This is a genomic window from Novosphingobium clariflavum, assembly GCF_026420865.1.
Lineage (GTDB): Bacteria > Pseudomonadota > Alphaproteobacteria > Sphingomonadales > Sphingomonadaceae > Novosphingobium > Novosphingobium clariflavum.
The window spans coordinates 22,323-34,397 of record NZ_JAPCWC010000020.1 but is presented as its reverse complement, the minus strand read 5'-3'; the positions used below and the strand labels follow the sequence as shown (position 1 = coordinate 34,397).

General features: G+C 63.7%; 23 protein-coding genes, 1 tRNA gene and 1 pseudogene. 10 read left to right on the top strand and 15 right to left on the bottom strand.

Annotated features, from left to right (window positions below; translation table 11 throughout):
- Window positions 1-65 precede the first annotated feature (65 nt).
- The 4 genes from OKA11_RS18820 to OKA11_RS18805 all read left to right on the top strand — a co-directional run bounded on the left by OKA11_RS18820 (window position 66) and on the right by OKA11_RS18805 (window position 1,512).
- The gene (locus OKA11_RS18820) at window positions 66-656 is read left to right on the top strand and encodes a 2'-5' RNA ligase family protein (protein ID WP_267223155.1); all 591 of its coding nucleotides are present in this window, start codon (window positions 66-68) and stop codon (window positions 654-656) included.
- A gap of 109 nt (window positions 657-765) precedes the next feature.
- Window positions 766-842 (top strand) — tRNA-Met (locus OKA11_RS18815).
- Between the two features lie 184 nt (window positions 843-1,026).
- The gene (locus OKA11_RS18810; protein WP_267223152.1) at window positions 1,027-1,212 is read left to right on the top strand and encodes a hypothetical protein; all 186 of its coding nucleotides are present in this window, start codon (window positions 1,027-1,029) and stop codon (window positions 1,210-1,212) included.
- Between the two features lie 57 nt (window positions 1,213-1,269).
- On the top strand, window positions 1,270-1,512 hold the full coding sequence (locus tag OKA11_RS18805; protein WP_267223150.1) for a hypothetical protein: 243 nt from the start codon (window positions 1,270-1,272) through the stop codon (window positions 1,510-1,512).
- Here the strand turns inward: OKA11_RS18805 and OKA11_RS24700 are convergent.
- From OKA11_RS24700 to OKA11_RS18750, 11 genes and pseudogenes are all read right to left on the bottom strand, one after another.
- Window positions 1,414-2,421, bottom strand: a pseudogene (locus OKA11_RS24700) (recombinase family protein); the annotation flags it as partial. The gene OKA11_RS18805 and the pseudogene OKA11_RS24700 overlap by 99 nt on opposite strands.
- A gap of 102 nt (window positions 2,422-2,523) precedes the next feature.
- Entirely contained in the window at window positions 2,524-2,820 is a 297-nt protein-coding gene (locus OKA11_RS18795) for a hypothetical protein (protein ID WP_267223146.1), read from the bottom strand.
- On the bottom strand, window positions 2,813-3,445 hold the full coding sequence (locus OKA11_RS18790; RefSeq protein WP_267223145.1) for an MT-A70 family methyltransferase: 633 nt from the start codon (window positions 3,443-3,445) through the stop codon (window positions 2,813-2,815). Before OKA11_RS18790 ends, OKA11_RS18795 begins: the two co-directional genes overlap by 8 nt.
- Window positions 3,442-4,245, bottom strand: a complete 804-nt coding sequence (locus OKA11_RS18785; protein ID WP_267223144.1) for a hypothetical protein — start codon at window positions 4,243-4,245, stop codon at window positions 3,442-3,444. The genes OKA11_RS18790 and OKA11_RS18785 overlap by 4 nt, the downstream gene beginning before the upstream one ends.
- Entirely contained in the window at window positions 4,242-5,687 is a 1,446-nt protein-coding gene (locus OKA11_RS18780; protein ID WP_267223142.1) for a ParB/RepB/Spo0J family partition protein, read from the bottom strand. Before OKA11_RS18780 ends, OKA11_RS18785 begins: the two co-directional genes overlap by 4 nt.
- Window positions 5,688-5,691: 4 nt before the next feature.
- Window positions 5,692-5,868: a hypothetical protein gene (locus OKA11_RS18775; RefSeq protein ID WP_267223140.1), complete on the bottom strand. Its 177-nt coding sequence runs from the start codon at window positions 5,866-5,868 to the stop codon at window positions 5,692-5,694.
- A complete protein-coding gene (locus OKA11_RS18770; RefSeq protein WP_267223138.1) occupies window positions 5,865-6,122 on the bottom strand; it encodes an acyl carrier protein in 258 nt (85 codons plus the stop codon). The genes OKA11_RS18775 and OKA11_RS18770 overlap by 4 nt, the downstream gene beginning before the upstream one ends.
- On the bottom strand, window positions 6,119-7,141 hold the full coding sequence (locus OKA11_RS18765; RefSeq protein ID WP_267223136.1) for a phage Gp37/Gp68 family protein: 1,023 nt from the start codon (window positions 7,139-7,141) through the stop codon (window positions 6,119-6,121). The genes OKA11_RS18770 and OKA11_RS18765 overlap by 4 nt, the downstream gene beginning before the upstream one ends.
- Before the next feature lie 117 nt (window positions 7,142-7,258).
- Complete coding sequence (locus OKA11_RS18760; protein ID WP_267223134.1) at window positions 7,259-7,438, bottom strand: hypothetical protein; 180 nt, start codon at window positions 7,436-7,438, stop codon at window positions 7,259-7,261.
- Window positions 7,435-7,560, bottom strand: coding sequence for a hypothetical protein (locus OKA11_RS18755; RefSeq protein ID WP_267223131.1), 126 nt, complete (start codon window positions 7,558-7,560; stop codon window positions 7,435-7,437). The genes OKA11_RS18760 and OKA11_RS18755 overlap by 4 nt, the downstream gene beginning before the upstream one ends.
- Complete coding sequence (locus OKA11_RS18750) at window positions 7,557-8,039, bottom strand: hypothetical protein (protein WP_267223129.1); 483 nt, start codon at window positions 8,037-8,039, stop codon at window positions 7,557-7,559. The genes OKA11_RS18755 and OKA11_RS18750 overlap by 4 nt, the downstream gene beginning before the upstream one ends.
- Before the next feature lie 88 nt (window positions 8,040-8,127).
- Here OKA11_RS18750 and OKA11_RS18745 point away from each other — a divergent pair, with 88 nt between their 5' ends.
- Window positions 8,128-8,508 carry a hypothetical protein gene (locus OKA11_RS18745; protein WP_267223127.1) on the top strand — a complete coding sequence of 127 codons (381 nt, stop codon included), beginning with the start codon at window positions 8,128-8,130 and terminating at the stop codon, window positions 8,506-8,508.
- 85 nt (window positions 8,509-8,593) lie between these two features.
- On the opposite strand, the gene OKA11_RS18740 is transcribed toward OKA11_RS18745, so the two are convergent.
- From OKA11_RS18740 to OKA11_RS18730, 3 genes are read right to left on the bottom strand one after another with little or no spacing between them, the layout of a single operon-like run.
- Window positions 8,594-8,962 carry a hypothetical protein gene (locus OKA11_RS18740; protein WP_267223126.1) on the bottom strand — a complete coding sequence of 123 codons (369 nt, stop codon included), beginning with the start codon at window positions 8,960-8,962 and terminating at the stop codon, window positions 8,594-8,596.
- The gene (locus tag OKA11_RS18735) at window positions 8,955-9,254 is read right to left on the bottom strand and encodes a hypothetical protein (protein ID WP_267223123.1); all 300 of its coding nucleotides are present in this window, start codon (window positions 9,252-9,254) and stop codon (window positions 8,955-8,957) included. Before OKA11_RS18735 ends, OKA11_RS18740 begins: the two co-directional genes overlap by 8 nt.
- Entirely contained in the window at window positions 9,251-9,529 is a 279-nt protein-coding gene (locus OKA11_RS18730) for a hypothetical protein (protein ID WP_267223121.1), read from the bottom strand. The genes OKA11_RS18735 and OKA11_RS18730 overlap by 4 nt, the downstream gene beginning before the upstream one ends.
- A 175-nt stretch (window positions 9,530-9,704) precedes the next feature.
- Between OKA11_RS18730 and OKA11_RS18725 the strand changes: the two genes are divergently transcribed.
- On the top strand, window positions 9,705-10,088 hold the full coding sequence (locus tag OKA11_RS18725; RefSeq protein ID WP_267223119.1) for a TM2 domain-containing protein: 384 nt from the start codon (window positions 9,705-9,707) through the stop codon (window positions 10,086-10,088).
- 5 nt (window positions 10,089-10,093) lie between these two features.
- Here the strand turns inward: OKA11_RS18725 and OKA11_RS18720 are convergent, their stop codons facing one another.
- On the bottom strand, window positions 10,094-10,426 hold the full coding sequence (locus tag OKA11_RS18720) for a helix-turn-helix domain-containing protein (RefSeq protein ID WP_267223117.1): 333 nt from the start codon (window positions 10,424-10,426) through the stop codon (window positions 10,094-10,096).
- A gap of 95 nt (window positions 10,427-10,521) precedes the next feature.
- Here OKA11_RS18720 and OKA11_RS18715 point away from each other — a divergent pair, with 95 nt between their 5' ends.
- Genes OKA11_RS18715 through OKA11_RS18700 form a run of 4 tightly spaced genes read left to right on the top strand, consistent with a single transcriptional unit; the run spans window position 10,522 to window position 12,075 of the window.
- Window positions 10,522-10,809 (top strand): helix-turn-helix domain-containing protein, encoded by a 288-nt coding sequence (locus OKA11_RS18715; protein WP_267223114.1) that lies wholly within the window; start codon window positions 10,522-10,524, stop codon window positions 10,807-10,809.
- Window positions 10,806-11,273 (top strand): phage regulatory CII family protein, encoded by a 468-nt coding sequence (locus OKA11_RS18710; protein ID WP_267223112.1) that lies wholly within the window; start codon window positions 10,806-10,808, stop codon window positions 11,271-11,273. Before OKA11_RS18715 ends, OKA11_RS18710 begins: the two co-directional genes overlap by 4 nt.
- Window positions 11,273-11,803: a hypothetical protein gene (locus tag OKA11_RS18705; protein WP_267223110.1), complete on the top strand. Its 531-nt coding sequence runs from the start codon at window positions 11,273-11,275 to the stop codon at window positions 11,801-11,803. The genes OKA11_RS18710 and OKA11_RS18705 overlap by 1 nt, the downstream gene beginning before the upstream one ends.
- Window positions 11,800-12,075: a hypothetical protein gene (locus OKA11_RS18700; RefSeq protein ID WP_267223108.1), complete on the top strand. Its 276-nt coding sequence runs from the start codon at window positions 11,800-11,802 to the stop codon at window positions 12,073-12,075. Before OKA11_RS18705 ends, OKA11_RS18700 begins: the two co-directional genes overlap by 4 nt.

The window sequence follows — 12,075 nt, the reverse complement described above, 5'->3', positions numbered from 1 at the left end:
GGGGGCACCACCATAGGATAGGGCGATTCTGCCGCACGGGCTGCCCGCTGACAATCCGCTCGTGGTTGGAGCGGGAATCGTCCGCTATCGAGGAGGGGGAGACGGGAGCAGGCATGAACAGAGAGGGTGAGATCCTGGCAAGCGAGCGCCGACCCGGTGCGCCGTTGCTGGTTACCGCGGAGCTGCCCGCCGACGTGCTGGGCTGGGCCGATGGCCTGCGCCGGGCGCATTATCCCCCGGAGCGCAACCGGTTGCGGGCGCATGTCACGCTGTTTCACGCCTTGCCGCCGTCCGTGGAGGCCGAACTCATGGCGATTCTCGGCGAGCTTGCGCGCTCGGCGCCGCCGCCTGCACGGATTTCAGGGCTGATGAAGCTGGAGCGCGGCACGGCGCTGGCGGTTCATAGCCCGGCGATGGAAGACCTGCATGCGCGGATCGCCGATCGCATGCACGGCCTGCTCACGGTTCAGGACAGCCGAGCGCTGCGATTGCATGTGACGGTGCAGAACAAGGTATCCTCGGCGCAGGCGCAGGCCTTGCAGGCCCGATTGCAGGCGGAACTGGCGCCCGTTTCGTTCCGGTTCCGGGGCTTCGGGCTCTACGCGTGGGAGGAGGGGCTCTGGCGGGAAATTCGCATCGTAAAATTTCGCGGCTAAAGTGCTTTTTGGGTGTTGACCGCGGGCAACCTTCCCCTTAGAGGCACGCACCTGCCCGGGGCGCTCCCCGCGGCACCATGCAGAGCCACTCATGAAGTGGTCTTGGTATGGCGGAGTAGCTCAGCTGGTTAGAGCAGCGGAATCATAATCCGCGTGTCGGGGGTTCGAGTCCCTCCTCCGCTACCACTTGTAACATACCTTCACGCTCACGCGGGGTTTCGCCGGTTGCGAGGCCTACGATGTTTTCGAGCCTTCCTTCCAGATCGATATCCATTCCGCGGCCGTTTTCCTTGGGTGTGAGGACCACGGCGTCAATCAGCGTGCGCAGTGCTGCGCGCGCGGTGCGGGCCGATTCTTCGTCACCTTCCAGATGGCGCGTGATGTTCTCCACGGCGTTGCGGTACGCTTCGGCGATTGCCGGGTGGAGGCTGATGACCTGGGCGGCGTCGGCCGATCCGATCGCCTCGCTCAGCTGATCACGCTCGGCCCGGGCGCGCTGAAGGGCTGTCACGATTTCGGGCACGTCGCCGGCGCCGGCCGCGATCGCGCCGACTAGGTTGCCGATCTGCTTTTCCAGTTCCTCGATGCGCTTGCGGTTATGCGCCGCGGCTTCATGCGCTTCGCGATCGAGGCGGGTGCGGTGCTGGTGATATGCCTTCACGACGATGCTCACCCGTTCGGGGCTCAGCAGCTCGCGGCGCAGACCGGCGAGGACGCGGGATTCCAGAACATTGCTGTCGATCGTGCGGCGGTTCTTGCAGGTGCCGGAACGCCGGGTGTTCGAGCAGCCCCACTTTTCGCTGCCGATCACGACGACAGGGCCGCCGCACTGGCCGCATTTGACCAGGCCGGATAGCAGTCGCTTCGGGCGGCGCTGCTTGTTGAAGTCCCAGTTCTCGCGGTGGCTCTTGCGCCGGCGAACAGCATCCCAGCTTTCATCATCGACAATGCGCAGGTGCGGTACGGCCTGGCGCTGCCACTGTTCTGCGGGATTGACCCGGGGAACGCGCTTTCGCGTGTCCGGATCGCGGACCATCGTGGTGCGGTTGTACACCAGCTGGCCCATGTAGATTTCGTTGCACAGGATTCCGTTGCCGCGCACGGCATCGCCGTTGATGGCGCTGACGTTCCAGCTTCCACCGGACGGGGAGGGCACGCCTTCGGCATTCAGCCGGCGCGCGATCGCGAGCGGCGATTCGCCGGCGATGTATTCGGCGTAGATCCTCCGCACGATTTCGGCCTGGTCGGGATCGATCTCGCGCAGGCCGCGTTCCGCTTCACCGCGGGCGTCCAGGCGGTGCACTTTGCGGTAGCCATAGACGATGTTGCCCGGGGTGCGGCCGGCGGCCACGCGCCCGCCCTGGCCGCGCTTGATCTTGTCGGCCAGATCCTTGCGGAACAGGCTGGCCATCGTGCCCTTGAAGCCGATTTGCAGTTCGTCCACCTGTCCTTCGGACAGGGTGAAGATCCGCGCGCCAAGAAAGCGAATGCGCTTGTGAATGCCGGCGAGATCTTCCTGATCGCGTGAGAGCCGGTCGATCGCCTCAGCCATGACTTGTTCGGCGCCGCCGCCGCGAACATGCTCGATCAGGGCATTCAGGCCCGGTCGATCGCGCACGGCGCCCGAAATCGCATAGTCTGAAAAGACGGCCGTGACCGTCCAGCCCTCGCGCTCAGCGCGTTCCGTGCAGACGCGAACCTGATCCTCGATCGAGGAGTCCTTCTGCAACTGGCTGCTGAAACGGGCGTAAATCGCCGTGCGCATTCGTATTTCCCTTGGTCCGGATAGCCATCGATTCGGCATGGTGCTGCCGCGCCAGCGAGTGCGCAATGGCGATCGCGATCGCATCGAGGGCTTCCGACCGGTTCACAGTTCCCCGGAAGCCAGCTTGTAGCGCAAGCTTTCACCCTGTTCGGTCAGCCAGTAGCTGGAGCCGATCGGCATGCTGTCGTCACGGAGAACGGGGCCATAGGTGGCGTATCCGCCAGCGATCAGGCGCTTCAGAATGCGGTGCAGGCGCTCGACGGGCAGGTCGATGTCACGCGCAATTTCGCGGGCATACGGAATTTTCTCATCATGCCAGCATGGAAGCTCGCCCACGACGCGCCGCGAATCGGGATCGTTGACGACGTGCTGCATGATGACCAGGCCGGGATCACGCATCGGCTTTCTCCGCGAATTTGCCGACCTCATTGCCCCACGCGTCCCAGCCCTTGCGGGGGGTGCGGCTGAACATTTCGAGGCAGCGGATCTTTTCGGGCTCGCCGTAAAGGCGGGCGAGGCGGTCATATTGCTCGGCTGGCTTGCGGCTGTGTTCGGTCGGCGGCTCGATGATTACCTGCCGCACGTCGTGGTTCAGCACGGGCAGGCCCTTGCCGCGGCCGAACAGCCAGCAGGCCTCCGCCTGGTTGCGCGTGTGCCTGCCCATCGACATTTTCGGCGGGGGAATGTCGCCGGTGAACATGTCGATCTGGTTGGCGAACAGCAGCTTCTGCTTCAGCCAGATGAAAAGGTCGGTCCGAAACGTGAAGCCCCAGTGCCGTGCCAGTTCAAAGGCCTGGTCAAGATGGCTGCTGATCACCCACATGGCGATCAGCGAGTTTTTCGCCATGATCTCGCCGACTTCGAGCGCTTTCAGCTCGTCCAGCGTCATCGTCGGATAGTGATCCTCGCCGCGCTTCTGCGTGGGCGTGCGATCGGTGCCGTCGTAATTGCGCGTCGCCCAGGCGGGGTCCATCAGCGCCAGCTGATAGTCTTTGCGGGGGAGGGAGGCGAAGTGATGGGTCACGCCTTGCCCGCCTTTGCGGGATCCGCGAGATGGTGAGGGAGCGGAGCCCAGCCAATGGGCTTGCCTTTGCCGGCCACGTAATGATCGTGGCTCCAGCACCAGCCTGCGAATTCCCAGCCTTTGCCTTCGCCGTCGCCCACATTGTGATCGTTGTTATGGCCGATGGTGAGTGCCAGCGGTGCATCGTCCAGGGCGCGGCAACCGTCTGTGTAATCGACCAGCAAAAGCACCGTTTCGTCGCGACGATCCCATTGCTCCATCGGTCTCATCTGGATCGATAGGCCTAGGGCTTCCCCGGCGAACAGAGCGGCATCGCGGGCGATGTACCATTTTTCCCGGCTGTAGCTTGTCGAGCCTTCCGGCACTGTTACGTCGGCAGCGGCCTTGGCGACAAGGATTGTCTCGGGGCGTTCGCCACGATTAGGTTTGTAGCGAGGTTGCTCGGGACTGATCTTTTCGTCGCGTTGGTGGAGCATCATGGCGAAGTTGGCCACGTCGACCGGATCGCCCTTGCCGACGTGATCGCGCAGCATTCCCGATAGGCGTTCGGCGCTACACTCGTCCCGGTTCTGCCATCCGCCGCGACCTTCCGCGCGCTTCATGGCAAGTTTTGCCTTCATGGCAGCCGCGAACAGGTCAACCGCTACATCGTCGGGATGTTCGGCGGGGCGGGATTGCAGGGCGGCGATGGCGGCGCGGGCTCCTGCGCGCAGTTCGGCACATTCTGCTTCGGCGCGCTCGGCCCGGTTGCGCCAGTCGGCGGCGTTGGGGCGGTCTTCCGCCATGTCCGGGCGAGTCATGCGTCCGCCCCTTCGTCTTCGGCATCTTCTTCAGCCTGGGCAGCCGCTGCGGCGGCGGCTTCCTCGTCGATCAGGCGTTCGGCTTCCTCGCGGTTGGCTTCCACCCGCTCGGTCGGCACCCGTATCAGTACGGCAACGAACGTGAAGGCTTCGTCCGATCTATCGAGTTCGACGACATTCGGGTTGTAATCAGGCCAGAAAGCGTGTCCTTCCAGCGGAGTGCCGGTGAATTTGCCCAGTTCATATATGGCCAACCGAGCCGCTCTGCGCTTCACGGCATGGCTGCGCGAATTGGCAGCGCGTTCGGCCTCCCAATCTCGCTCCGGCTGCTGTTCTTTCACGGGGATTGGTCGGAAGTGGCCGAGCTTTGCGATGCCGGTTCCGTCGATCTCGATGCCGTATACCGCGATGCACTTCTTCAACTCGGCCTTGGTGGGATCCTTGTCCGCGTAATAGCGCTGGAAGCGTTCCATGCCTTCAGGGGCCTTGGGCCAACCGCCATAGACAGTTGCCAGCATGCCGGACTTGAAGCCGTCCTTTTTCGCCTGAGGGGCAACCATCGGTTCCGCCAGCTTGCGGGCCATTTCCTCGACCAGCTTGACGTCGGTTACGCGCTGTTCGCCATCGGTGCCCATGAACAGGTCGGTGATGATATGCCCGCCGGCCGCTAGATAGGCATCCAGTCCGACGAACTTCACCAGATCGTGGTCTATCGCCAGCGAGTGGCCGTTCAGCGCATCGCGCACGATGCTGGCGTGATGCGCCTTCCATTTCGATTTCTTCTGCGCCTCGAATACCTGCAGCTGAAGCTCGTGGTCCTCAACAGCGGCGTAGGCCTTGGCGCTTTCAAGGCCGATCTCGTCAGCCCGTAGCGCTGCGAGGATCTCGGGCGCGAGGTTCGCCAGGCGCAGGCGACCTTCGACGTAACGGACAGTTTTGCCGAAGCGCTTGGCGCAGATCTCGATCGCGGCATCGCTCGGGACCTTGGGGTTGCCGCTGTGACGGGCAACGATTTCGCGGTACGCATCGAGTTCGTCAGCCGGGTTCATGGTGACCCGTTCCTTGTTCTCGATGAGGGACGTTTCGCGCGCCTGGTCGCGGCTCTCCACCTTGCATGGGGTGGGGAAAGTTGCCGGCAGTCGATCTTGCTCGACCAGCAATTGCAGTGCCTGGAAGCGTCGGCCGCCAGCGATCACCTCGAATTTTCCGGCCCATCGATCGGCGCCGTTCCATTCCTCGTGAACCTCGCCAGTGCTGAAGTGCGCGGGTACCACGATCAGGTTCTGTTTCAGGCCGTGCGTGGCGATGCTTTCGGCAAGCCCAACGGTATCGGCGTCACGCTCGGTCTGGCGCACGTTGAGGCTGGAGAGCATGAGGCGATCAAGCGGGATGCTGCTGATCTGGCCTTCGGGGAATTCGGGCGTGTCTGTGCCTTCGGACATGGGATCAGTCCTTTCGATGATAATGGGTGGGTTCGTCGGGCAGCTGCTGCCCGCTGGTGAAAATCCAGTGGCCGCCGAGCCAGCGCACCAGCGCGTAGCGATCGCCCGCGAAAACCAGCTGGTAGCGACCGTTGCGGGCATCATCGTCGATCGGGACGATGTTGAGGGCGGCGGGCCTCATCGCCGCGCCTTCCGCTCGATCTCGGAAACGGTGCTGGCGATATCCTCCACCGTTTCCCAGTCGGTCAGCACCTGGTCGGGAATGTCGATCTGGAACGTCTCTTCCAGCTCGCTGCACAGGCACAGGCGATCGCGCCAGGACAGGGCCAGATCACCGACAAGGAAGGCGCGCGGATCGATCTGGTCGGCATCGACGAAAAGCGCCAGCACGCCGGTTACGCGGTCGACCGTTTCGGGCGATGGCGGCGGGGTCACTTCTCAACCGCCGGGAAATCGTGATGCAGGACGCCATCGAGTAGGCGGCCGGCCGCCTTCTTTCCGACACGGGCCATCAGCTGATGGTCGGGAAAGACATGGCAAAGATCGCCGCGCCTCAACCTAAGGTAAGCGGGAATATCTTCTTCCAGATGGTCGCCTGCGGGCACGTACTCGCCCCACTGCTTGAACAGGAAGGGGACGCCAGCAGCCGCACACTGATCGCGCAGCGAACGCGCCCAGTCAGGGTGCATCGGGCGCGCTCGAGGCCCGCTTTCGCCTCCGGCGATCACCCAATCCAGCGTTCGCACGTCGCACGTGACGGATGCGGGTTCGCCGTCGTCGGAATAAGGGCCATGATCCGTCACGATCTGTACAGCGCGATTCCAAGGGCATTGCTCTCCGCGCGGGACTTGGGTGCTGCTGCAACGATTGCCGTACCCTTCGCCGTCGTCACATCCCTGACAGGTCAGGTCCGGGTTCAGCCAAGGCTCGATGTTCACGTCGGCGAGCAGAGGTTCCATAGACAGGAAGCGAATGCGCGGCCCGTCGGTCTGGAGCAGCTTCGGGATATCCCGGTCTGCTTCGGGCTGGTTGACGATCGTCACACCCAGCCAGACATTGCCCGGAAGCCCGCCAGCAGCCTCGGCCATCTTCGCGGCATTGCCGATGCGCTTCGTTACCAGCAGCCAGTCTAGGTGCGGCGTCTCTCGGATCAGCTGGAACAGCTCGGCGCGCCACTCAGCCGGAACCTCGTTGTCGAACACGTCGGCCAGCGAGGCGCAGAACACGCGGTAGCGCACGCCAGCGGCTTCCGCCTTTCGGTTCCATGCGCGCGGCTGCTTCCACGTCGATGCGGCGGTGTGGCGACGCTCTGCGCCAGCACCCCACATCACACCGAGGCGCACCGTGGCGAGATCCGCAGCATAGCAGTTGTCGCAGCCGGGACCGACTTTGGTGCAGCCAATCCACGGGTTGAAGGTGTGGTGCGTCCACTCGATTGCGCTGTTCTCAGCCACGGTCGTTCGCTCCGAAAGGGTGGGTGGCCGCCGCCGCCCCGCAGGGGGTGGGAAAGGCGACGGCGGCCGGAGTGCCCCGGCGCTGGTACGTGCGCCGGGAGCGGGGGGTCTGATTGGTCAGATGCCGGACCAGTGCGTGCACTTCGCGAGCGCCAAGGCGAGGAACACGACGGACCAAAGGCCAGTGATGCCCAGGGCAACGCGGTTCCACGTGCGGCGGCTGGTGAGCGGGGTGGGAACGTGTTCCCATTCGCTGTGCACTCGCCCGTGGATGCGGCGGCGGTCTTCCTCGTTCATGAGGTTGCTGCCCAGAACACGAAGAACACGGCCGCGATCGTGGGGGTGGCAAGGAACAGGTCCACCACGTCCGCGCGCATGTCTGCCGGCGCAGTGCGCCAGAGTTCGGCAAAGGCCTTCACGCTGCTTTCCTTTCGGGAGCGGCGCCGCGCGGCGGGGCGCAGGAGGCGGCCGTAAGCGGCACGTCCAGCGCGGCGGCGAGGCGGCAGAGATTGCGGGCGCGGCGGATCGCGTCGGGCGTGATGGCCCGTGCCAGTGCGGCATCGCGCGCCTTGCAGAGCGTGGGGCCCCAAACGTTCGGGCCGCAGGTGCTGCTGGCGAGCAGTATGCGCGCGTCGTCTTCCGGGATCTTGTGCCCGTAGACGGCCGGTGCGCCATTGCCCGGGTAGTGCACGATGGTGGCCCGCGCTTCCTCGATCGGCAGCACGAGTTCCGGCACTTCCGCGCGGCTGAGCAGTGCGATCGCCGTCCACGGCGCCATGAGCTGGGTCGCGTGGGCCTGCGTGATCTCGCCGATAGCGATCTTGCGAAGCGCGGCTGCCATGCGCAGGCGGTATTCCTCGGCGCCGATCTGGGCGATGGTGGGTAGCGGCTCAGTCATCGGCCTGCCCTCCGCCGGGGAGAGGGGTTTCACTCTCCCCGGCTTCGGCTACCTTCGGGGAGATACGGGAACCCGAAGGAGATAGAAGTTGGCGATCCTGAAAGAGGGCGACATGGCCGTTGCGCGCCGTGCTGACGGACGCGTCCTGCTGCGCATCACGGGAGGCGAGCGCAAGCGGGACATTATCATGGAGCCGGATGCGGCGCAGACGGTCGGCACAAAGATCGCCAATGCGGGCCTCGACCAGACGGAGATGATCGGCCGGTATCCACGCATCATCGGCACACGCGTCATCGCAAACCGCAAAGAACCGGACCTTGTCCTCGAACTGCAGCTTGAGGCATTCGGCGGACCAGTCGTCGCACGGATCGAGCCCGACCTGCTGCTGCAATTGGTCGGTGCTGCCGGTGAAGCCCTCGGCTTGCTCAAGCCAGGCGATGACATTGCCGGACGGGCCGAGGACGGCTAGGCCACGGCGGGTTAAGCGTGCCGACCTCTCCATGAGGCGGCGGGCGTTGCCGAAGTCTGTCATCGGCAGCCAGGTCAGGTTTTCGTCAACCATCGCCGTTCCCCTCAAGCGCATAGCCCGTGAGGCTGATGATTTCGATGCGCTCCTGGGCGCACTGCAGGCAGACGTTGACCGTGCCCTTCGACATCTCGACAACGGGCGGCTTATGCGCGCCCATGGCATCGGCAATGGCCATGGCGGCGTTGGTGCCGCCCAGCATCATGCCGAGGCCGATGTGCTCGCGAACGGCGGCCTGATCGATGCCGCAATACTGCACCTTGATCCGATAGAAGATCGGCGTGGGCGTCTGCAGCATGGTGCGCTGACAGAACGGGCACGCGGCCAGCGCTTCCGCAGGCAGGCGCGGCAGGGCGCCCAGAGGTTCGGCGCCGCCGGAGGGGAGCGGCTCAGTCATCGGCCTGCCCTCCGCTTGCGAGCGCGGCGGGGCTTATTTCGGCGTCGGTGGCCAGTCGCAGATTGTTCCTGGAAACGAAGTGGCGGCCGATCCAGGCGGCGGGCACGTAGTCGATTTCGACGCAGCCCGCGTAGTCGGGATCGTTTTGAACGCAGGGATTGACGACACGGGCGAGCCGTTCTTGCGGCACCCAACTATCAGGCGTCCAAAGGTTGAAGCTGTCGATCACCATCTGCCCGACCTTGAGGTCGGGCAGCGGTTCGGCGCCGCCGGTGGCGCTTTGCGCGCTCACCGGCGGTTCGCCTTCTTCGCCTTCGGCTTGCGACCCGAAGCGGCGGCAGGAAACTCGGGCTTTTCGGTGGCGCGCAGACGCGCCAGATCGACCGTGCGGTTACCGCTGGCGATCTCGCGGGGATACCGACGGTTGGTCAGCGACACGAGAACGGTGCCGTCGCCATTGTTGCGCAGGATCCGCGCGGGCTCGACGACGGGGCGGTTCTGCTGGTCGACGTCGTCGAAGAAGCAGTGGGAACCGACCTGCGGGAATTCGGTGGCGACGGCCAGCATTCGCATCTCCATCAGGCTGGATGCCTGTTGGAGTGTTTTGTTTCATAAAACGAAACTTCAGGTCAAGCGAAAATGTTTCAGAAAATGAAACTTCGCGAAAAAGCGGCGTTAGTTGAACCTTCAGCCTTGTCGGCTTAATCTAAGTGTTCATACCTATCAGGGGGATTGTAGGAAAATGGAAAATCTGGCGCCGAACGCTGTCCCGGATGGGGTTGCGATGGTGAGCTGCCCGTTCTGTGCGGAGCCGATTCGGGCGGAAGCGCGGAAGTGTCGTTACTGCGGGGAAACCGTGGATGTGTCGATGCGCAAGGCTGAGGAGGCGCTGAGGGCCAGTGCGCGTCCGGTATATGTGAGGCATGCGAAGAGCAGGGGCGCGGCAATCCTGATCGCGCTATTCCTTGGGGGCATCGGTGGCCACAAGTTTTATCTCGGGCAGGCGGGCCTGGGGATCCTCTATCTGCTGTTCTGCTGGACGTTCATTCCGAGCATCATCGCGTTGATCGAGTTGATTATTTACGCGTGCATGTCCGAAGATGATTTCCACGCGAAGTACGGCTGACAGCCCTATTCGTTTACCGCAATATCAGGCCGGGGCGTTTTAGCCTCGGCCTCTCTATGAAACGGATTGCGGCTATCGGCGGCGATCCGTATCGCGTTTTCGCGCAGTCTGCGGAGCGCAAATGCATCGTCGGGGTGCATCAGTAGCTCGAACGGATCGATGCTCAGTGCCATTGCTGCCTCGTTGACGGTATCGCGCTTGTAGGGCTGTTTGCCATTCATCAGGTGGGAGGCCTTACGCTTGTCCCAGCCAGTTCGGCGCTCAAGCTCCGCCTGCGAGGTGCGGAGCGTCTCCACCCACTGCTTCAGAAACCAGTCGTTTGCCGGTGCGCTTGCCATGGTTCGATTATAGAAACTCGACGGAGTTGCGTCGTTTGCGCAATTCGAACCTGATCCACTTGACGAAACGTTTCGAAATATGAAACAAGGCCGGCATGACGATTGCTGACCTTCGCAAAGATCTGGGCCTGTCATTGGAGGCCTTTGCTCAACTGATCGGGCTTCAATCCCGAGGGCGGATGTCCGTCATCGAGCGCGAAAATCGCTGCTCGCTGTCGGTGGCTCTCAAGATCGAGGAGCTTTCTGAAGGCCGCCTTGATGCTGGTGAGTTGAGCGATGAAGTTCGTGCTGCGCGTCATGGGTTCAATGTTGCCGCAGTGCAGCAAGGTCGGTCTACCGGACAAATCAGTGACTTGTCCGGTAGCAACGGAGGTGTCGCATGACGCCAACGTTGGCGCGGATCAAGCGCAGGGTGCGCGAAGCGGTCGAGCTATGCGGTGGGGTAGACGGTGCAGGCGCCACCGCAGGGCGGCATCGCACTACGGCTGGCGATTGGGGAAACCGTAACCATCGTGCCTTTCCGCCGGTCGATTGTGCGCTCGCGCTGGATGAGGTTTGCATTTCCCTGGGCCAAGGCGCGCCAATCCTGTCCGCTCTGGCGGCTGAATTGGACCATGTCTGTGTCCGGCTGCCCGATGGTGCAGTGCAAAGCGCAGATTTGGGCGCGGCGCTGATAGATGCCAGCGCTGAGTTTGGCGACATTGCGGCCGAGATCCGTGAGGCGACGCGTGATCACAAGGTCTGCGCGCAGGACCGGGACCGCATTTCCCTTCAGATCGATGAGGCTTTGGCTTCGTTGGTTCGGCTGCGCTTCGTCGTCAATTCGATCGAGAAGGGAGAGGGTTGATGATCGTGGGGGGAGCCCAGCGCGAAAGCGCGCGCTATCGCATCGGGCCGCTGACGACGTTCGTCGATGCGGCCGATCTGGAAGAAGAATTTGAGGACGCTCCCGCTGGTGCCCAGTTCACCTATGCCATCGGGCCGACGCTGGCGCGCAATTCCAGCCATCCCACGGTGCTGCTGGTGCGTCGCCTTCATGACGAAGGCCGGGTTCACCTGAAGCAGAAGCCGGACGGGCAGGGCACGCGCTACCTGATCGAGAAGCGTCCCGAGGATCGCTCTGCAGGCGGCGCTGCGGCGCAGATCCGGCTGAGCGATTACGAGGCCCGGCTGTTCGACATTCTGCGCGGGCTGGCCAATCGGGCGGCACCGCTGCCCAGTCTGGACCTGCTGGCCGAACAGGTTGGTTTGCCGCACCGGCAGGCCGCCGATTACCGCCTTCGCGCGCTGATCAAGCGAGGGCTCATCCTGGTGAAGCCAGTCGGCTCTGCACGCTTTGTCGAGGTGATCGACGATATGAAGAACTTCCCGACATGATGCGCCGGTCCTGCAAGGCACGCGCACTGCAGGGCTGGCGAACACGACGGCAACTTCTCCGGTTACGCACCGAAGAGCGCCGAGACGTGCTCGCCTTCCTCGCACGTAAGCGGGCGAATGCCCTGACGATCGCGGCGCGAAGCCCTGATTTTGCCGACGAGGCGCGCTGGATCGTGCGCCAGATCGAGATCCTTTCCGACGATATCCGCGCCGGCCTGCACCTGGGCGAAGCCCTGCTGGAAGCCGAGCGCCGCGCCAACGAGGAGTTGTGA